The sequence below is a fragment of the Bradyrhizobium sp. BWC-3-1 genome, assembly GCF_032917965.1.
Classification (GTDB): domain Bacteria; phylum Pseudomonadota; class Alphaproteobacteria; order Rhizobiales; family Xanthobacteraceae; genus Bradyrhizobium; species Bradyrhizobium canariense_D.
In genome coordinates this window covers 1626703-1646482 of sequence record NZ_CP136625.1, presented here as the reverse complement: position 1 = coordinate 1646482, position 19780 = coordinate 1626703, and the positions used below count along the sequence as shown (strand labels likewise).

The following is a 19780-nucleotide window of genomic DNA, read 5'->3' as shown; positions in this document are numbered from 1 at the left end:
AACGCCGGAGCGACCGCAGAAATATCTCGCGGGAGATCGGCTCGCGACAGCCCGAGATCGCTTGCGATCACGGCGCGCAAGGACGATAGTTTCCACAGGGCATCCACAGCCTTAATCTCACGCCTATCGGTTTTTCGGCCACCGCAGACATGACCAATGAAGATGCGCGCGAACTCGAATCCGAGCTCGCCCGGTTGCACCAGGAACACCGAGATCTCGATGTGGCGATCGATGCACTGCATCAATCGCCCGCCCCCGACCTGTTGCGGTTACAGCGGTTGAAGAAACGCAAGCTGTTGTTGCGTGACCGTATCGCGTTCATCGAAGACCAGATCACGCCCGACATCATCGCCTGATCCACGGGTAGAACTTTACGGCGGCCCCGCCGCACGTAAATCCGCTTGACTCGAAAGGAACAAAATAAGAACATTTGAGCACCCAACACCCCCGGGGAAACCGTCTAAGGAAAATGCAGATGTCGGCAACCGCCCTTCTCGACAACAGCCATTATGAACAAGCCTGCGATCAGGCGATCGCGATGTGCGACGGCAATCTGCGCAGCACCATCAAGGCGCTGATCATGGCCAATGAATATCTGGAGGCCGAGCTGGAAGAATTGCAGGCGGCGGTTTCCGCAGGCTGCATTCCGGAGACCTCGCGCAGCAAGATGCGGAGCAAGAGCAGCGCCGCCTGACTGTCAGCTATCGGAGCCGACCATGTCCGATGTCACCTATTACGTTGCATTACCTTTCCTGACCGACGAGGACGGATCGCCGGTCGCGGGTGCGGCCGAGGAATGCCAGAGCGCGGCGGCCGCGCTACGGCGCGCCGAGATTATGTCGCACGGCGCCGGCCACACCGGCGCGGTCGCGTTCAGCCGCAGCGGCGATCCCATGACCGGCGAATTCGGGGACGCAAAACTGCTCCGCAGCTTCGGCGACGTACCGAAAGACCTCGGCACGCTTTAACTAGCTGCTGACGAGCCTGATGTGCGGCTCGTGCCGCCGGTGCGCCTTGCGCACATACATCGCGGCATCGGCCTCCTCCAGGGCGCGCGTGGCGTCGGATTGCACTCCGAGCAGGGCGACGCCGGCGGAAGCGCCCGCGCTCACGTGCTGGCCGCGAAAGACAAAGGACAATTCGTCGATGGCCTGCTCGAAAGCCGCGGCCTTCGCCTTGGCGTCGGTCTCGCTGAGATTCCAGAGCAGCAGCGCGAACTCGTCGCCGCCGAGCCGGCCGACCACGTCCGAAGCGCGGATCTGCCGCGTCAGCGTGGTGGCAATCGCCTTCAGGACCTCGTCGCCGGCCGCATGGCCGAAGGAATCGTTGATCGGCTTCAACCGATCGACGTCGAGCACGATCAGCGCCCCGCTGGCGCGGTAGCGCTTCATGTAGGCGACGGCGCGGGCGAGCTCGCGTTCGAAGCCGCGCCGGTTCGGAATTTCGAGCAGGAAATCGGTGTCGGCAGCCGCCTCGAGCTCCGCGACCCGCCGCAGCGCCCCCCTGAGCTTGCTCCGGAGCTCGCGGATGGTCGCGTTGATGGCCGGCTCGATGGCCGCTTTGGCCCCGTCATCGGCAGACGCTGCCCGCTGCGACGGCCTGGTCGGACGCCGCGCCGGACCCTTGATCCGACGCTTGGCCGGACGCTTGAGAGCAACTTTGGAGCGGCCGGCACTGGCCTTCGGGCCCTTTTTGGCCTTCGCAGCGCTTGCCCTTTTTGGTTTCTTCATGGGCATCCTGCTCAATGAAGGCTTGCGGGGATTCACCAAGACAGGATAGTTCATTCCCTTCTCCTTGCCACCGCCTTGCGAGCCACCGGCCGGAACCTTTAGTCTGGCCTATCTTTCTGTTTTTCGAGAACAATTCACGTCATGACAGCGCCGATCGCCATCATCATGGGAAGCCAGTCGGACTGGGACACGATGCGGCATGCCGCCGACACGCTCGCAGGGCTCGGCGTTGCCGCCGACACCCGCATCGTTTCGGCCCACCGCACCCCCGACCGGCTGTTTACGTTCGCCAAAGGCGCCAAGACGGCTGGTTACAAGGTCATCATCGCCGGCGCGGGTGGCGCAGCCCACCTGCCCGGCATGGCGGCGGCTCTGACGGAATTGCCCGTGTTCGGCGTCCCCATCGAATCCAGGACGCTCAAGGGCATCGATTCGCTCTATTCGATCGTCCAGATGCCCGCAGGCATCCCGGTCGGCACCCTCGCCATCGGCAAGGCGGGCGCCATCAATGCGGCGTTGCTGGCGGCGGCCGTGCTGGCCTTGTCCGACCCGGCCTTGTCCGATCGCCTCGCCGCCTGGCGCAAGGCGCAGACCGAGGCCGTGGCCGAGCGCCCGGAGGACAAGGCGTGACTGACGCAAAGCAGGTGAAGCTGAAGCCCGGCGACACCATTGGCATCCTCGGCGGCGGACAATTGGGGCGGATGCTGGCCATGGCGGCGGCCCGGCTTGGCCTGCGCTGCCAGGTGTTCTCGCCCGATCCGGACTCACCGGCCTTCGACGTCGTCCTGAATGCGACCTGCGCCGAATATGCCGATGTCGAAGCACTCGAGCTGTTCGCCAACGACGTCGACGTCATCACCTACGAATTTGAGAACGTGCCGTCCGCGGCCGCGATGGTGCTGGATGCGCGCCGCCCGGTGCTGCCCAACCGCAAGATCCTCGAGACCACCCAGGACCGGCTCGCCGAGAAGGATTTCGTGACGCGGCTGGGCATCGGCACCGCAGCCTACGCCGACGTCACCTCGGTCCCGTCATTGCGCGAGGCGATCGCCAGGATCGGCCTTCCGGCGGTGCTGAAGACCCGTCGCTTCGGCTATGACGGCAAGGGCCAGGCCATCATCCGCGAGGGCAACGACGTCGCGAAAGTGTGGACCAGTCTCGCCACCAAATCGGCCATCCTGGAAGCCTTCGTGCCGTACGAGCGTGAGATTTCCGTGATCGCCGCCCGCTCGGCCACAGGCCAGGTCGAGTGTTTCGACGTCACCGAAAACGAGCACCGCGACCACATCCTGAAGATCTCCCGTGCGCCCGCCCGGATCCCGGACGTGCTCGCCGAGGAAGCGCGCAGTATCGCCGGCAAGATCGCGGGCGCGCTCGATTATGTTGGCGTGCTTGCCGTCGAGATGTTCGTGCTCGCCAACGGCACCGGACCCAAGGTGCTGGTCAACGAGATCGCTCCGCGCGTGCACAATTCCGGACATTGGACGCTCGACGGTGCGTCCGTCTCGCAGTTCGAGCAGCACATCCGCGCCATTGCCGGCTGGCCCCTCGGCAAGCCCGTGCGCCACGGCGAAGTCGTCACCATGACCAATCTGATCGGCGACGAGATCAACGAATATGACAAGTGGTTGAGCGTCGCGGGCGCAACGGTGCACATCTACGGCAAGGGCGCGCCGCGTCCGGGCCGCAAGATGGGACATGTCACCGAAGTGCGACCCACGACCGGCAAATAACGGGACCGCGGCGCATGCCGCGATCCCGCTTTGCAGTTATGCCGTCTTCGCGCCCGCGACGACGCCAGTGGGCTCTTCGCTGAGCCAACGATAGATCACCCCGCCCAGCGCGCCGCCGATCAGTGGCGCAACCCAGAACAACCAGAGCTGCGACAGCGCCCAGCCGCCGACGAACAGCGCGGGCCCCGTGCTACGCGCCGGGTTCACGGAGGTGTTGGTGACGGGGATGCTGACGAGATGGATCATCACCAGCGCGAGCCCGATCGCCAGCGGCGCAAAGCCGGCGGGCGCGCGGCCGTGAGTCGCGCCCATGATGATGAACAGGAACATCATGGTCATGACCACCTCGGTGAGGAAGCACACGATCATGCTGTACTGGCCGGGAGAATGGGCATCGTACCCGTTGGACGCGAACCCCTTGCTGACGTCGAAGCCGGGAGCTCCGCTTGCGATGACGTAGAGCAGCCACGCGGCCACGATCGCGCCGGCGACCTGCGCAATCACATAAGGCAGGATCTGTCCGGCCGGAAAACGTCCGCCGGCGGCAAGACCGACAGTGACGGCCGGATTGAGATGACAGCCTGAGATGTGGCCGATCGCATAGGCCATGGTGACCACGCTCAGTCCGAACGCGAGGGAGACACCGACCAGACCGATGCCAACCTGCGGAAAGCCGGCTGCGATCACCGCACTTCCGCAACCTGCGAATGTGAGCCAAAAGGTACCGATAGCTTCGGCCGCGTATTTCTTCATATCCATGTGTCGTCCCCTGCTTTCAAAGATTCCGGAACAAAGCTCCGGAAACGGCCCCACCCTTGGCGTCAAATCTCCCAAATCAGGGCCGCACGGAGGTATTTTGCCTCATTTAATGGCTGAACTTGGCCCGAAGACCCGCTTGGCCGGTGGACATCCCAAGTTTTGTCTGATACATCCGCGCCCTCAAGGTTAAGGGCTTGTGCGTTTCGCCATCCCCTTTGATTTACCAGAATTCAAATCCGATCCACTGAAGAGGATGCCGCGTGCAGGTTCTCGTTCGCGATAACAATGTCGATCAAGCCCTCAAGGCGCTGAAGAAGAAGATGCAGCGCGAGGGTATTTTCCGCGAGATGAAGCTCCGCGGTCACTACGAAAAGCCCTCCGAGAAGAAGGCCCGTGAAAAGGCCGAAGCCGTGCGTCGCGCACGCAAGCTGGCCCGCAAGAAGCTGCAGCGCGAAGGCCTGCTGCCGATGAAGCCGAAGCCGGTGTTCGGTGCTGGCCCCGGCGGTGATCGTGGCGGTCGCGGCGGCCCGGGTGCAGGCGCAGGTGCAAGTGCTGGTCCGCGCGGACCGCGCTGATTTACCCGACTTGAGAGATTTCACTTTTCGATGACGCGGGCCCCTGGCCCGCGTTATTGTTTTGTGAGCGGTGCCTTGCTGGGATGGGGCACTACCGATGCGGCACTAGCGCGAGCGAACCGTAGATGGCCTCCCCTCTCCCCAAGCGCGGCTTGGCGCGGCTCCGGCAGATCTTGCAGCAGCCGTTTGCGCTGGCCTTGATGGGGATTTCGCTATGCGGCTGCTCCTTCGACCTGGGGTCGCTGACGCCGGAGAAGGAGAAGCCGCAGGAGGCACCCAAGGCGGCCACGACCGCTGAGAACGTGGTCAGCGCCGGCAATGTCAGCGAAGCCCAGGCCCATACGGCAAAGGCCCAGGCTCTGGCAAAGTCCGGCGAGACGGCGGCCGCGCTCGATGAATTCAATCACGCGGTCGGACTCGATCCCTACAATGCGCAGGCGCTCTATGGCCGCGCCCTGATCTACCAGGGCAAGAACCAGCACGACTTCGCCATCGCCGATTTCAGTGCCGCGAGCGGCCTTAACCCGCAGAAGGTCGAGCCGCTGCTCGGCCGCGCCACCAGTTATCTCGCCCTCGGCAAGGTCAAGGAGGCCGCGGCCGATCTGGATGAGGCTTCCGAGGCCGATCCCCACAATGCCCAAGTCTGGACCATACGCGGGCAAGCCTATGAACGGCTGGGCGACAGGACCAAGGCGGCGGCGTCCTACACCAAGGCGGTCTCGCTTCGCCCACGCGACGACGCCGCCCGCAGCGGCCTCGCCCGCGTCGGCGGCTGACAAGTCTGGCGCAGCGCAGGCGCCGTCTTAATCCGGGGTGACGCTCTTCGGCAGAACGGAGTGGAACATGGACTTAACGCCCGACAGCATGTCGTCGGCGACATTGGTCTTCGGCCGCGGCATCGACGCGCCGGCATCGGCGCGCAGATCGAGCGGGGGCGCAATCATCGGGACCGGAATATCAGCCGGCGGCGTCAGCCGATTCGGGTTCTCGTTGCCGATCGACGCCGTGTAGGGCGGGCTCGGCTGCAACGAGCCGCCATTGCCATAGGCCTCGGCTGCGGGTGTCGAGACCGTGATCGGCGGCGGCAACGGACGCACCGATGACGTATCCACGGGAATGATACGCGGGGCCTCTGGAGTGCGGGCGGCTTCACGCACCGCAGGCTCCTGAGTCTTCTCGGGCGCCTTGATCTCAGAAGACTTGTTGTCGGAAGCCTTTGAGTCGGAAGGCTTTGTATCGGAAGCCTTGGCCTCAGCCGCTTTGCTCTCAGGCGACTTGCGCAGGCGCTCGATAGCAGCGCGCACGAGATCGTTGGCGTCGGGGGCTGCGGCCGGCGCGGCAGCAGCGGGCGCCGAATTGGCCTCCACCACCGGGGTGGCGGGAGCGGCTGCACTGACGGCCGGCGTGGACTTGGCGACTGCCTTCTCGCGACCGGACGGCTTGCCGCGCGGGGCGGCCTCGGCCGGTGCCACGTCCGCCGTCGAGGTCTTCGACTCCGCGCCCGGATGATCGGCAGCCTTCTCGGCCGCCGGCTTGTCCGTCACGTTCTTCTCGGAGATGCCCTTGGCCTTGACGCCGGGCGCGGGGAGGTTGGCCACATCGGCGGGCTTGCCGTTCTTGCCGGCCTCGGCGGGCGCCGTCACGGCCGCGGGCGCATCCGCCGCCGGCTTGGCGTTGATGTAATGATTAACGATATACGCCCCGATGATCGTTGCGAGCACCGAGGGGAAGATGTCCATCGAGATTTTAGCGATGTATTTCAGCATTCCGGCCACTCCCCGCGCGATCTGATGCGGGAACTTTGAGGCATAGTGAGGGATCAACTGCGACGGATCAATGGCAAAGGGGTACGCCGGACTTACGACTTCAGCTCAACCTCAAGGAACACGATCTCGGTTGCGGTTTCGTTAAGCACGTCGTGCTGGACGCCGGCCTTGCGAAAATAGGATTTCCCGGCCGCAAGCTGTGCTTTGGACCGCTCGCCATCGGGCGCCACGATGGTCATTTCCCCTCCGACCATGGGAACAATGACGTAGTCCATGCCATGGGTGTGATGCCCGGTGGCGCTGTTTGGCGCGAGCCGCCACTCGGTCACCCGAACCTGCTCATTGTCGACCTGAACCTCGGACTCGGCGGCAAGCATCGGAACTCTCCTGGGGCATATCCGGAAAACCGGTTCAGGGCACGAAAACCACGAACACGTAGACGGCAAATACCACCTTATGGACCAGCCCGAACAGGACATTGGTCCTGCCCGTACCGAAGGTCAGCATGCTCAGGAAGAAGGTCAGGAGCAAAGGCAGGCGGCGCGCCGATCCTGGCCGCGACGGCATCGACCACCAGCGAGAATTTCTTGGACAGCAACACGACCGCCAGCAGCGCAATCAGCAGCAGCACGACGCTGAGCACCAAGGCCCGGCCCGACAGATGCGCCTCGCACGGCCAGCGCCGGAAAGATCCAGGCCGATCGAGGCGTCGGATTGTGCGCGCGCATCCATCGGCTCCAATTGTCTCAGCCGAGCAGTAGCAATCGCGCGGCAGATTCAATGCCAGCGCAGGATCGGAGCGAACGGCAGCAGCGTCAGCAGCACGAACAGCGGGATCAGCACCGCGCCGGCGCGCAGGAAATAACCGAAGAAGCTCGGCATCTCGATGCCGTTCTCGCTGGCGATGCTGCTCACCATGAAATTCGGCGCATTGCCGATATAGGTAAGCGCGCCCATGTAGACTGCGCCCATGGAGATGGAGGCGAGCGTGCCCGAGAGTTCGTGCATCAGCACCTGCGGGTCGCCGCCGGCGAGCTCGAAGAACAACAGATAGGTCGGCGCATTGTCGAGGAACGCCGACATCAGACCGGTGAACCAGAAATAGGCAACCTCGCGCGGCGTGCCGTCCGGAGCGGTCACGGCCGACAACAGCCAGGCGAACGCGCCGTGATGGCCGGCATCGAGCATGGCGATGACCGGGATGATCGCGATGAAAATGCCGGCGAACAGCTTTGCGACTTCGCGGATCGGCTCCCAGGTGAAGCCGTTGGCCTGCCGGTGCTCGTCCGGCGTCAACCACACCGACAGGCCCGCTATGGCCAGCAGCGCCGCGTTGCGGGCGATATCTTCCAGCTCCAGCCTGGTTCCGAGAATGTCGAAAGCGATGCCGGGCTTCCACATCGCCGAGGCCAGCAGGCTCGCGACGATGGCTGCGATCAGCACCAGGTTGACGAGGCCGCGGATGCGGACCGGCTTCGCGGCGCCGGCGGCGCCGAGCAAGGGTTCGCTGCGGAAGCACCAGACGTCGATGACGACGAAGATCGCGAGCAGCAGTCCGGCAACGATCGCCGTCTGCAGCCAGATGGTCCGCGTGGTCCAGAAGAAGTCGACACCATGCAGGAAGCCGACGAACAGCGGGGGATCGCCGAGCGGGCTCAGCGCGCCACCGACATTGGCGACCAGGATGATGAAGAAGATGACGACATGGGCGTTGTAGCGCCGCGGCCGGTTGGCGCGGATCAGAGGGCGGATCAGGATCATGGCCGCCCCCGTGGTGCCGACGACACTCGCCATCACCGTACCGAGCGCGAGGATGCCGGCATTTGATGCCGGCGTCGCCTTGATGTCGCCCGTCACGAGAATGCCGCCAGCCACGACATAGAGCGAGAACAGCAGCACGATGAAGCCGAGATATTCGGCGAGCATGGCGTGAACGAGCGCCGCCAACGTCGCCATGCTCCCGGCCAGGATGACGAGCGAGGCGAGTGCCAGCAGCGACCAGGCCGCGGCGATCTTGCCGTAATGATGGTGCCAGACTTTTGCAAACAGCAGCGGCCCGAGCGCGATCGACAGCAGGAGGCCGGCAAAGGGCAGCGCATACGGCCAGCGCATCGCCGCGCCGTCGAGCCCGGTCGCCGCCCATGCGTGCTGTGGCAACAACACGACGAGGATCGCGGCGATGAACCCGCTCGCGCGCCGAACGACAAGCCGTCTAGAAAGCAATGAAGTGCCTCGCCGTTTCAATCGCACCGAACGCATCGAGATTGTCGTGTCCACCGCCCGCAAAGCGAACGAACTCCTTCGGTTCGTGCGCAAGCGCGAACAGACGCTCTCCGAACACGATGGAAATGGCAAGGTCATCGGTGCCATGCATCACCAATAGCGGCACAGTGACGCGCGGGATGCGCTCGTCGGAATGAAATGGATCTCGCATCAGCAGGCGGACCGGAACGTACCAGAACGATGAAGCTGCAATATCGGCCGTCGATGTATAGGGCGCTTCCAGGATGAGTTTTCCAACACGATGCTCCGAGGCGATCGCGACCGCCACGCCGGTCCCGAGCGAAAAGCCCCACGCGACGATTCGCTCCGCCGCGTAGCGCGCGGTGGTGAAGGCGTAGGCGGCCGCGGCATCGCGCAGCAGGCCCGCCTCGCTCGGCGCCCCGCTCGAGCCGGCATAGCCGCGATAGGACAGCGCGACCAGGCCGGTGCCGTCCGCCGTCATGGCCTTGAGGCGGCTGACGCGACCGGCGAGATAATCGCCATTGCCCGGAAAATACAGGATCACGGGGCGGCCTGGCTTCGCCGGCACGTGCCAGACGATGACATTCTCGCCATCGGAGGTAGTCAGGACGTGCTCTTCGGCCTCGGGGAAGCCTGCGGCGTCCGGCGTGGTGCGACCGACGGGCGGGATCGGAAACAGCATCTCGCGCTGCCTGACATACAGCACGAGGAGACCGGCGCAATAGACGGTCACGAGCAGGATGGCGATCCATTTGACGATGGTCATGATGACGCGACCCGGCCCCTGTTCAGGGTTTGCACCGGCTCGGCAGCAATTTCATGACATCGCCCGAGGCGGGCCGGAACGTCACGGCAGCCGGATGCCGCCTGGTGAGCGGTGTGCCACGCGACGCGCTGCTCGCGCGTCGCATTGGCAATGGCCCGCTTGCCTCCGCGCTACATCGCCTTGACGATGTTCTCGGTGACCTTCTTGGCGTCGCCGAGCAGCATCATGGTGTTGTCGCGATAGAACAGCGGATTGTCGATGCCGGCATAGCCGGAAGCGAGCGAGCGCTTGATGAACATCACGGTGCCGGCCTTCCAGACCTGGAGCACCGGCATGCCGTAGATCGGCGAGGTCTTGTCCTCTTCGGCCGCCGGATTGGTGACGTCGTTGGCGCCGATCACGAAGGCGATATCGGCTTGCGCGAATTCGGAGTTGATGTCCTCGAGCTCGAACACCTCGTCATAGGGCACGTTGGCCTCGGCCAGCAGCACGTTCATGTGGCCGGGCATGCGGCCGGCGACCGGGTGAATGGCGTATTTCACCTCGACGCCTTCTTTCTTCAGGATGTCGCCCATTTCACGCAGCGCATGCTGAGCCTGCGCCACCGCCATGCCATAGCCGGGCACGATGATGACCTTCTGCGCGTTCTTCATGATGAAGGCGGCGTCGTCGGCCGAGCCGAGCTTGGCCGGCTTCTGCTCGCCGCCGCCACCGCCGGCCGCCGCGGTCTCGCCGCCGAAGCCGCCGAGAATGACCGAGATGAAGGAGCGGTTCATCGCGTGGCACATGATGTAGGACAGGATCGCGCCGCTTGATCCCACCAGCGCGCCGGTGATGATCAGCGCGGAATTGCCGAGGGTGAAGCCGATGCCGGCCGCGGCCCAGCCCGAGTACGAGTTAAGCATCGAAATCACGACCGGCATGTCGGCGCCGCCGATCGGGATGATCATGAGGACGCCGAGCGCCAGCGCGATGATGACGATCAGCCAGAAGTCGAGCGCGCTGCCCGTCATGACCAGCCCGACGATGAAGACGACGAGCGCGATCGCGAGCGCAATGTTGATGATGTGGCGGAACGGCAGGATGATCGGCGCACCGCTCATGCGCGCGGACAGCTTCAGGAACGCGATCACCGAGCCGGTGAAGGTCAGCGCGCCGATGGCGACGCCGAGCGACATCTCGACCAGGCTCTGCGGATGGATGTTGCCGGGGCTGCCGATGTCGAAGGCCTCCGGCGCGTAGAACGCACCGGCGGCGACCAGCACCGCGGCCATACCGACCAGCGAATGGAACGCGGCGACCAGTTCCGGCATCGAGGTCATCGGCACCCGGCGGGCGATCACCGCACCGACGCTGCCGCCGATCGCGATGCCAAGGATCACGAGGATCCAGGCGAGGCCGTCCGCCGGCGGATGGCTGGCCAGCGTGGTGGCGACCGCGATCGCCATGCCGATCATGCCGAAGAAATTACCCTGCCGCGATGAGGCGGGGCTGGACAGCCCGCGCAGTGACAGGATGAACAGCACACCCGCCACGAGATACAGAACTGCAGCCAGATTGGCGTTCATCTCAGGTCCCCTTTGTCTTTGTCACCCCGAGGTGCACGCCGCTCACTTCACCTTCTTCTTGTACATCGCCAGCATGCGCTGGGTGACAAGGAAGCCGCCGAAGATATTCACGCAGGCGAAAATGAGCGCGATGAAGCCGAAGCCGCGCGCCCAGCCTGAGCCGCTCGAGATCATGCCGACGCCGACCGCGAGCAGCGCGCCGACCACGATCACCGAGGAGATCGCATTGGTCACGCTCATCAGCGGCGTATGCAGCGCCGGGGTCACCGACCACACCACGAAATAGCCGACGAAGACGGCGAGAACGAAGATCGACAGCCGGAAGACGAAGGGATCGACGACCTGTGCAATATGCTCCATGACGGCTCTCCTTACGCTTTCGGCTGGAAATTCGGGTGGATGACGGCGCCGTCCCTGGTCAGCGCGGTCGCCTTGACGAGTTCGTCGTCCCAGTTCACGGCCAGCGCCTTGCTGGTCTTGTCGACCATCGTTTCGATGAAGTTGAACAAATTGCGCGCGTAGAGGCTGGAGGCCGACGCCGCGACGCGGCCGGCGACGTTGGTGTAGCCGACGATCTTGATGCCATCGACCTCGGCGACCTCGCCCGCTTTGACGCCTTCGACATTGCCGCCGCGCTCGACGGCGAGATCGACCAGCACCGATCCCGGCTTCATCGACTTGACCATGTCAGCCGTGACGAGCCTCGGCGCAGGCCGGCCCGGAATCAGCGCGGTGGTGATCACGATGTCCTGCTTCTTGATGTGCTCGGCGGTGAGCGCGGCCTGCTTGGCCTGGTATTCCTTGGACATTTCCTTGGCGTAGCCGCCGGCGGTCTGCGCGTTCTTGAATTCCTCGTCCTCGACGGCGAGGAATTTTGCACCGAGCGATTCGACCTGCTCCTTGGTGGCGGGCCGGACGTCGGTCGCGGTGACGACGGCGCCGAGACGGCGTGCGGTCGCGATCGCCTGGAGGCCGGCGACGCCGACGCCCATCACGAACACTTTGGCGGCGGGCACCGTGCCGGCCGCGGTCATCATCATCGGGAAGGCGCGTCCGAAGGCCTCCGCGCCCTCGATCACGGCGCGGTAGCCGGCGAGGTTGGCCTGCGAGGACAGCACGTCCATCACCTGCGCGCGCGTGATGCGCGGCATCAATTCCATCGCGAAGGCGGAGACACCGGCATCGGCGATCGTCTTCAGCGCGGCCTCGTTGCCGTAGGGGTCCATGATGGCGATGACGAGCGCGCCGCGCTTGTACTGCGCCAACTCGGAGGCTTCAGGGCGCTTCACCTTGATGATGATGTCGGCGTCCTTCAGCGCGTCGGCGCTGACGGTGGCGCCCACGGCGGTGAATTCGGAGTCCGGCAGGCCCGACTTGAGGCCGGCGCCCGGCTCGACGGCGATCTCGGCGCCCAACGCCTTGAACTTCTTCACCGTATCCGGCGAAGCGGCGACCCGCGGCTCCGACGGATCGATTTCCTTGGCAACGGCGATCTTCATAGGCCCTCCGGCGACGCGGGAAGAAGCGCGCACGCGAACTTAGCGTTACTCCCGCAACGTTGGATACCGGTTTTCAATCCGGCTTGATTGCAAATTTTATAGGCACCGACGACACTGGCGGTGCTGCAGGGGATGGATCAGGTCAGGAAGATCGCCATCAGGATCACGATAAGCGCGACCGAGACCGTGCCGTACTTCACCAGCTTGATGAAGCCCTCGTAGGTCTGCTCGTGGGCAACGTAGTCGTTGCCGTCGGCGGTGCTGTACGCCACTTCGCTATGGTCAGCCATGAATTGTCCCCAGTCGAAAGTCGAATTTCGTGGCTGGGATACCGCAAACTTCCGGGCAGGGCAACGGCACGGAGGCGCGGTTTCCCGGCAAATCAGGTCATTTGGAATTCCAATGGGCGGGAATTCGGCTCAGACCGGTGATCCGCCCGTCAGAGGCGGTCTCCGATGCCACGAGCCGAGGCCTCTCAGCGCAGGCCGAGCGCACGGCGGACTGCGCCGATCGGCTCCACCTTGCTGTCGCAGAAGTTTCGCTTTGCGCAGCGTTCTCCCGGAACGTTGACGACGATTGCATCCGCGCCGGCATCCTCGGTGAGAAAACCGTGGCTCATGTGGAAACCCAGCGCGCGGTAGACCTCGAACTGCTCCTCCGAGAAGAACTGGTCACCGGTGGTTTCATGCGGGAAGGTGTCGTTGCGGCGTGCATAGTCGCGGATGTAGTCGTTCTCGTCTCCGGTCAGGGACGACTTGATGTACACGAGGTACCCCTTTTCCCCCGAGCCGTAGTCGATGGTGCCGACCGCCACGTGCGGTCCGCCCGCCGTGCGCCGGGCCGGGGATTTGGTTGCGTTGCACTTCATCCACTCGAGCGTGGTGTTGCGGATCGGCGTCCACGGCAGATCGATGATGATCCCGAGATCGATGCGCGCATAGCGCTGCAGCGTCACCAGGGATGAGAAATTCATGGGTGCATCGGCTTCGGCGTCAACCGCGATGATCACCTTGCAGCGTCGTCGCAACAACTCGTAGACACCGAGATTCTCGATGTGTCCGCCGTCCGTCAGGTAGACCGCATCGGCATTCTCGTAAAGCCGGCCCGAGATCTCAGACCATAGAAACAAAGGGGTCGAGTGGTGCTGCGGCTTGTCCTTTGTCGAGACCCAGCGCGGGTTCTTCAACCAGTACCCCAGGCGCACGTTGAGGAGCGCCAGGGTCGGGGTCAGCGAGCGGATCGACCCCGAGCCCATGTTCGACGAAGCGGCGGCCCCGGAGATTGCCATCGCGGTCGCAAGATCGAGGCCCGGCGCGACCTTCTCGAATGCCGGTGTATTCGCATAGCCAGTGGCCTCGCTGCCGACGTGCAGCGGCGAGAATATGAAGAAATCCGCGTTCCGTCCCCGCCGATTGGCGAAGTCGGATCCTTGGATGTTCAGCGCGGCGTTGATGATGGGATATGGCGAGGCCAGGCTGCATTTTTTCGATGTCGCGACCGTCATCGCTCCCGCTGGATCGACCCCGTAGACCATCTGATGTAACAGACCGCTCAGCTTCTCCTCGTCGAGCGGAAGGAAATCCCTCCCCTGGTCCAGGCTCGGCATGTTCCGCGACGGCTCCCCGTCGGCGTAATAGAGCGGATTGAACAAGAAGGCCTTGCTGAGGCGATCACGATAGAGCCGGTGCAACGAATTGGCATTCGGCCCGAGAACCCACGACAGGCCGAACATGGCCGAGCCCGACAAGAAGTAGAGCAGCATCATCCGCCAGCTGACACTGTTGCCGAACTGGTACTTCGACCAAGTGAATTTGTCCGGGGACTGCAATGACGCAACGGAAAACAGCCATGCGGGAATGTGCGAGATCGGCCCCACCGGCTTGGAGACGACGACCTTCGCTTCGCGATTGGTGATTTCGGCCGAGAGCTTGCGGGTCGCCGAGTCAAACTGGACATTTCCCTTGACATCGACACCGGCCGCGGGCGGCACGGGTTGCACGCCAGCCGCTCCCCACTCCTCGATCATGGGGTATTGACGGTAGGCGGCGTCGAGCGTCTTGTCGTTCGCGATGCCCCAATAGCAAAGATAGAGATATCCGACCCAGATCAGCAAGGGCAGCGCCAGTCCCGCGACAAGCACGGCTGCTTTCGCCGCATGGGCGAGCAGGCGTGATCCCAGGTCCGAGGCGCCGGCGCCCTTCAGCAGGTCGGCGAATTGCTGCCGGAACAGCGTGACAGCCGCCGCAACCGGCGCAGTGATGGCCGCAAGCGATTGGACCCACTTGATTGCAACGCCGCCAATGATGCCGCCGGACTGAGTCGTGTTAGCGTCGGCGACATCGAACATCTGGGCGATCATGAAGGGCTGAAATTCGAAGAAGCAGATGGCGGCAAGCAGAACGAGATAGGTCGCGCCGACCGTCGACGGATAGCCGCGGAATTCACCTCCCTTGGTCGACGAAATCGATCGCAGCACTGCCCAGCCAAAGAAAAGCGCAAGGCCGAGCAGGACCGCTGCAAGCGAAAGGCCAAAGTGATCGACATTCAGGCAGCTGGCGATCGCACAGATGAGACCCATCGCAAACGCAAGACCGGCCAGGTACCGAAACAGCTCGCGCCGCCCGACTTTGAAAAGGCGCCCGACCAACAAAAGCAGCAAAGCGACAACAAGGCCGACAAGAAAGAAGGCAGGCATCAATCCCAGGCTGGAGAGGGGACCAAGATTGTGGGTGTCGTCGACGCTCAGGCCGAAGAAATTGGTCGTATAGAGTGACGAGCGTGCGGCGTTGGACAGGATCGTGATCACTGCAACGAGCAGTACGACCGGCAGCGTCAGGCTCAGATTGGCAACGAGTCCACGCACGACGATTGCGACGCCGGTGATCAGGTCGCGCGCGCCGGCCGGAACGAGATAGTTCGAGTAATTCCGGATATGGCCCACCGCAGGCGTGTCACTGATCTCATTTGCGCTCTCGGCTCCAGGTGTCGGCGTGCTTCCGAAGACGAAATTCTGCGCCCGCGTCATGGTCGCCGTAAACGAACAGCCGGTGTAACCGCCGCCCGATACGGTCGACAGATAGTCGATGTGCTTGATGAGCCCGTGGTGATTGAAAGCCTGCAAGACGCCGAGGCAGATTGCGGAGGATCGGATCCCGCCGCCTGACAGCGCAAGGCCGACCGTGTCGATCGCCTTTTCGTCGCCAGGGTATGCAACGGGATCCATACCCTGGGCTAGGCGGCGGTTGTTGATGGCTGCGAGCTCGCGCTTGACGATCTTCCGGTGCTGCGTCCCCCACAGCTGCTGTTCCCCCACAGCCCGTGGCGGCTCTACCTTGGGGTCTGGGGCACTGATCCTGGCCATGTTCGCCTCCCTGGCCGAGCACACCGCGACGATCAACAATCACAGATTGCATTGCAGGTCGAACCCGCCTGCAAGAATTAGTCTGGTCCCGGGCACAAACGTTCAATGCGCATGGCGGGATCTTTACAACCCGCCTCCCCCGTTGTCGGAACAACGGGACACTCGGACGGCCGACCCGACCTGCTCGCTGCAGCGCTGAAGGCGGTTCGGCTCAGCCCATCGCTTCCAGTTCGTCGATCATGCCGGCGATGACGCTCAGGCCGCCGTCCCAGAACTTTGGATCCTTGGCATCGAGCCCGAACGGCCGCAGCAGTTCGGAATAATGCTTGGTGCCGCCGGCGGCGAGCATGTCGAGATAGCGCTCGGCAAAGCCTTCGGCCGCGTTCTCGTAGACGGCGTAGAGCGAGTTCACGAGACAATCGCCGAATGCATAGGCGTAGACGTAGAACGGCGAATGGATGAAGTGCGGGATGTACATCCAGTAGTTCTCGTAGCCCGCTTTGATCTCGATTGCCGGACCAAGGCTCTCGCCCTGCACCGAGAGCCAGATCTCGCCGAGCCGCGTCGCGGTGAGCTCGCCGTTCTTGCGTTCGGTGTGGACCGCGCGCTCGAAGGAATAGAACGCGATCTGCCGCACCACGGTGTTGATCATGTCCTCGACCTTGCCGGCGAGCAGCGCCTGGCGCCGCCTTGCGCTCCTGGTCTGCGCCAGCAGCCGCCGGAAGGTCAGCATCTCGCCGAACACGCTCGCGGTCTCCGCCAGCGTCAGCGGCGTCGGCGCCATCAACGCGCCGTTCCTGGCCGCCAGCACCTGATGCACGCCATGGCCGAGCTCATGGGCGAGCGTCATCACGTCGCGCGGCTTGCCCTGGTAGTTCATCAGCACGTAGGGGTGCGCGGACGGCGTGGTCGGATGCGAGAAGGCCCCCGGCGCCTTGCCCGGGCGCACCGGCGCGTCGATCCAGCGGTCGGTGAAGAAGCGCTCGGCGATGTCAGCCATCTTTGGCGAGAAGCCGCGATAGGCGGTGAGCACCATGTTTCGCGCATCGCCCCAGCCGATCACGTCGGTCGCCGCAAAAGGCAGCGGCGCGTTGCGGTCCCAATAGGCCAGGCGCTTCCTGCCGAACCAGCGTGCCTTCAGCGCGTAGTAGCGATGCGACAATTTTGGATAGGCTGCGCGCACCGAGGCGACCAGCGCATCCACCACCTCGCGCTCGACGCGGTTGTTCAGGTGCCGGGAATCTGCGACGTCCTTGAAGCCGCGCCAGCTATCGGAGATGTCCTTGTCTTTGGCCAAAGTGTTGGTGATCAGCGCAAAGGTGCGCTCATTGGCCTTGAAGGTCTTTGCGAGCGCCTCTGCCGCGGCCTTGCGCTTGGCGCCGTCGCGGTCCTGCAACAGATTGAGCGTCGGCTCGATCGCGAGCTCCTTGGGCCCGACCTTGAAGCGCAGGCTCGAAATGGTCTGGTCGAACAGCCGATTGAAGGCGGAATAGCCGGTCTGCGCCTTCTCCAGGAAGAGCTGCTCGAGCTTGTCCTCGAGCTGGTACGGTTTCTCCTTGCGTAGATCCTCGATCCAGGGACGGTAGTGCGCGAGCTCGGTGGCCTGCATCGCGCGGTTCAAAATATCGTCATCGATCCGGTTGAGCTCGAGCGCGAAGAACAGCAGATGCGTCGATGCCGCCGTCAGGCGCTCGGAAACGTCGCCGTAAAACTTTGAAATCTTGGGGTCCACGCTGTCGCCGGCATGAACGAGGCCAGCGTACGAGCCGAGCCGGCCGGCGAGGTCGTCGATCGCCTCATAGCGTCGCACGGCTTCTGCGAGCCATTTTCCGCCATCTTCCTTTGCTGTTCCTGTTGCGAGCTTGCCCTTGTAGTCCGTCTCGAACGCGACGCAATCGGCATCCATCTTTGCGAGATCGCGCGCCACTTCCGGCGCATCGATCCCGGAATAGAGGTCGGCGAGGTTCCACTCCGGAAGCTTGCCGGTCTTGCTCGCAGGCTTTGCGGGTGAAGGTCTGGAGGACTTTGCCTTGATGACCGATTGCTTGGTGCCTGGTTTGCGGAGAGCAGACTTTTTGAGAGCAGACTTTTTGAGTGCAAGCTTGGAGCGCGAATTCATTGTGTGGGAAACCTGTGTTCAACAATCGCGACGGCGGGCGGGGGCATCAGGATTTAACAGTGCGTTAATCGGCTTCGGCCAGACTGCCCCGATTCGAGACAGATAGTAGTAGCGTGCGGGGAACACCATGGCTGCCAGTATTTTGATCGCCGACGACGACGCTGTAGCCCGCCGGCTGGTCGAAAACATGGTGCAGAAATGCGGCTATGAGACGATCGTGGTGGACTCCGGCGATGCGGCGATCGCCGCCCTCACCGCCCCCGACGCGGCCATCGACGGCGTCATCCTCGATCTCGTGATGCCCGGCCTCGACGGCATGGGCGTGCTGGCGAAAATCCGCGAAGCGGGTCTCAGCATCCCCGTCATCGTGCAGACGGCCCATGGCGGCATCGACAATGTGATCTCGGCGATGCGCGCGGGTGCGGCCGACTTCGTGGTCAAGCCGGTCGGCCTGGAGCGGCTCCAGGTCTCGCTTCGCAACGCGCTCAATTCGTCCGCGCTCAAGGGCGAATTGCAGCGCATCCGTCACAGCCGCGAGGGCCGGCTGACCTTCTCCGACATCATCACACGCGCCGAGGCGATGGCGGGCGTGATGCGCGCGGCGCAGAAAGCAACAAACTCCTCGATCCCGGTGCTGATCGAGGGCGAGTCCGGCGTCGGCAAGGAGATGTTCGCGCGTGCCATTCATGGCAGCGGCGAGCGCAAGGCCAAGCCGTTCGTCGCGGTCAATTGCGGCGCGATCCCCGACAACCTCGTCGAATCCATTCTGTTCGGTCACGAGAAGGGTGCCTTCACCGGCGCCACCGAACGCCACACCGGCAAGTTCGTCGAAGCTCATGGCGGCACGCTGTTCCTGGACGAGGTCAGCGAGCTGCCGCTGAGCGCGCAGGTCAAGCTGCTTCGCGCGCTCCAGGAAGGCGCGGTCGAGGCGGTCGGCGGCCGCAAACCCGTGAAGGTCGACGTCCGCATCATCTCGGCGACCAACCGCAGGCTGCTCGAGCGGGTCAAGCAGGGCCACTTCCGGGAAGACTTGTTCTATCGCCTGCATGTGCTGCCGCTGACGATCCCATCGCTGCGCGCCCGGCGCGAGGACATTCCGCATCTGCTCAGGCATTTCCTGGCGCGCTTTGCCGCCGAGGAGAACCGCCCCATCACCGGCATCAGCGGCGAGGCCGTTGCGCACCTCGCTCAGCTCGATTGGCCCGGCAACATCCGCCAGCTCGAAAACGCGGTCTATCGCGCCGTGGTGATGAGCGAGGGCGACCAGCTTGGCCTCGACGACTTCCCCCTGATCGCCTCGCAGCCGCATCCGGGAACAGACATTCCGACGGCGCCGCTGATGCTGGAGCCAATCGCGGCCCCCTCCGTCGTGTCGGGTAATGACATACCGATCGCACCGCTGCCGCAAGCGGGTGCTCTCTCCATGCTGACCGCGACCGGCGACGTCCGGCCGCTGGAGGACATCGAGAACGAGATCATCCGTTTCGCGATCTCGCATTACCGCGGGCAGATGTCGGAGGTCGCCCGCCGCCTCAAAATCGGCCGGTCCACCCTCTACCGCAAACTCGATGAGGCCGGGGTTCCCGGCCATGGCGGCAAAAGCGGTGAGGAGACGCACTGAGCCTGAGCGAACGGAGGTTCGTCCGGGCGGAGCGATACG

At 64.0% G+C, this 19780-nt stretch carries 20 protein-coding genes and 1 pseudogene; 8 read left to right on the top strand and 13 right to left on the bottom strand.

Features of this window, described 5'->3' with window-relative positions; translation table 11 throughout:
- Positions 1-149: 149 nt before the first annotated feature.
- From RX329_RS07980 to RX329_RS07970, 3 genes are all read left to right on the top strand, one after another.
- A complete protein-coding gene (locus tag RX329_RS07980) occupies positions 150-356 on the top strand; it encodes a YdcH family protein (protein WP_007596255.1) in 207 nt (68 codons plus the stop codon).
- Between the two features lie 119 nt (positions 357-475).
- On the top strand, positions 476-694 hold the full coding sequence (locus RX329_RS07975) for a hypothetical protein (protein ID WP_007614210.1): 219 nt from the start codon (positions 476-478) through the stop codon (positions 692-694).
- 22 nt (positions 695-716) lie between these two features.
- On the top strand, positions 717-968 hold the full coding sequence (locus RX329_RS07970) for a hypothetical protein (RefSeq protein WP_007614211.1): 252 nt from the start codon (positions 717-719) through the stop codon (positions 966-968).
- Here the strand turns inward: RX329_RS07970 and RX329_RS07965 are convergent, their stop codons facing one another.
- Positions 969-1730: a GGDEF domain-containing protein gene (locus tag RX329_RS07965; RefSeq protein WP_085384897.1), complete on the bottom strand. Its 762-nt coding sequence runs from the start codon at positions 1728-1730 to the stop codon at positions 969-971.
- A gap of 141 nt (positions 1731-1871) precedes the next feature.
- Here RX329_RS07965 and purE point away from each other — a divergent pair, with 141 nt between their 5' ends.
- Positions 1872-2360, top strand: coding sequence for a 5-(carboxyamino)imidazole ribonucleotide mutase (gene purE / locus RX329_RS07960; protein ID WP_007614214.1), 489 nt, complete (start codon positions 1872-1874; stop codon positions 2358-2360).
- Positions 2357-3463 (top strand): 5-(carboxyamino)imidazole ribonucleotide synthase, encoded by a 1107-nt coding sequence (locus RX329_RS07955; RefSeq protein WP_317245602.1) that lies wholly within the window; start codon positions 2357-2359, stop codon positions 3461-3463. Before purE ends, RX329_RS07955 begins: the two co-directional genes overlap by 4 nt.
- Positions 3464-3499: 36 nt before the next feature.
- On the opposite strand, the gene aqpZ is transcribed toward RX329_RS07955, so the two are convergent.
- Positions 3500-4222, bottom strand: a complete 723-nt coding sequence (aqpZ, locus tag RX329_RS07950) for an aquaporin Z (RefSeq protein WP_018453820.1) — start codon at positions 4220-4222, stop codon at positions 3500-3502.
- A gap of 260 nt (positions 4223-4482) precedes the next feature.
- Between aqpZ and rpsU the strand changes: the two genes are divergently transcribed.
- Both rpsU and RX329_RS07940 read left to right on the top strand, forming a co-directional pair.
- Positions 4483-4797, top strand: coding sequence for a 30S ribosomal protein S21 (gene rpsU, locus RX329_RS07945; protein ID WP_007614218.1), 315 nt, complete (start codon positions 4483-4485; stop codon positions 4795-4797).
- Positions 4798-4922: 125 nt separating this feature from the next.
- On the top strand, positions 4923-5573 hold the full coding sequence (locus tag RX329_RS07940) for a tetratricopeptide repeat protein (protein WP_085349151.1): 651 nt from the start codon (positions 4923-4925) through the stop codon (positions 5571-5573).
- 27 nt (positions 5574-5600) lie between these two features.
- On the opposite strand, the gene RX329_RS07935 is transcribed toward RX329_RS07940, so the two are convergent.
- From RX329_RS07935 to RX329_RS07885, 11 genes and pseudogenes are all read right to left on the bottom strand, one after another.
- Complete coding sequence (locus RX329_RS07935; protein ID WP_085359444.1) at positions 5601-6563, bottom strand: hypothetical protein; 963 nt, start codon at positions 6561-6563, stop codon at positions 5601-5603.
- A 92-nt stretch (positions 6564-6655) separates the two neighbouring features.
- Entirely contained in the window at positions 6656-6940 is a 285-nt protein-coding gene (locus RX329_RS07930) for a cupin domain-containing protein (protein WP_085359446.1), read from the bottom strand.
- 34 nt (positions 6941-6974) lie between these two features.
- Positions 6975-7230 (bottom strand): annotated as a pseudogene (locus RX329_RS07925) (ionic transporter y4hA); the annotation flags it as partial.
- Positions 7231-7340: 110 nt separating this feature from the next.
- Positions 7341-8822: a sodium:proton antiporter gene (locus tag RX329_RS07920; RefSeq protein WP_085359448.1), complete on the bottom strand. Its 1482-nt coding sequence runs from the start codon at positions 8820-8822 to the stop codon at positions 7341-7343.
- Complete coding sequence (locus tag RX329_RS07915) at positions 8776-9573, bottom strand: alpha/beta hydrolase (protein ID WP_018453814.1); 798 nt, start codon at positions 9571-9573, stop codon at positions 8776-8778. The genes RX329_RS07920 and RX329_RS07915 overlap by 47 nt, the downstream gene beginning before the upstream one ends.
- A gap of 170 nt (positions 9574-9743) precedes the next feature.
- Positions 9744-11141: an NAD(P)(+) transhydrogenase (Re/Si-specific) subunit beta gene (locus RX329_RS07910; protein ID WP_085349147.1), complete on the bottom strand. Its 1398-nt coding sequence runs from the start codon at positions 11139-11141 to the stop codon at positions 9744-9746.
- A 42-nt stretch (positions 11142-11183) separates the two neighbouring features.
- Positions 11184-11501 carry a proton-translocating transhydrogenase family protein gene (locus RX329_RS07905; RefSeq protein ID WP_007596278.1) on the bottom strand — a complete coding sequence of 106 codons (318 nt, stop codon included), beginning with the start codon at positions 11499-11501 and terminating at the stop codon, positions 11184-11186.
- Between the two features lie 11 nt (positions 11502-11512).
- Entirely contained in the window at positions 11513-12640 is a 1128-nt protein-coding gene (locus RX329_RS07900; protein WP_007596279.1) for a Re/Si-specific NAD(P)(+) transhydrogenase subunit alpha, read from the bottom strand.
- 137 nt (positions 12641-12777) lie between these two features.
- Positions 12778-12930, bottom strand: a complete 153-nt coding sequence (locus RX329_RS07895; RefSeq protein ID WP_007596280.1) for an aa3-type cytochrome c oxidase subunit IV — start codon at positions 12928-12930, stop codon at positions 12778-12780.
- Positions 12931-13115: 185 nt separating this feature from the next.
- Positions 13116-16001: a cell division protein gene (locus tag RX329_RS07890; RefSeq protein WP_026232600.1), complete on the bottom strand. Its 2886-nt coding sequence runs from the start codon at positions 15999-16001 to the stop codon at positions 13116-13118.
- Positions 16002-16212: 211 nt separating this feature from the next.
- Positions 16213-18120, bottom strand: coding sequence for a M3 family oligoendopeptidase (locus RX329_RS07885; protein ID WP_085359450.1), 1908 nt, complete (start codon positions 18118-18120; stop codon positions 16213-16215).
- 127 nt (positions 18121-18247) lie between these two features.
- Here RX329_RS07885 and RX329_RS07880 point away from each other — a divergent pair, with 127 nt between their 5' ends.
- Positions 18248-19741, top strand: coding sequence for a sigma-54-dependent transcriptional regulator (locus RX329_RS07880; protein ID WP_085359452.1), 1494 nt, complete (start codon positions 18248-18250; stop codon positions 19739-19741).
- The last annotated feature ends 39 nt before the right edge of the window (positions 19742-19780 follow it).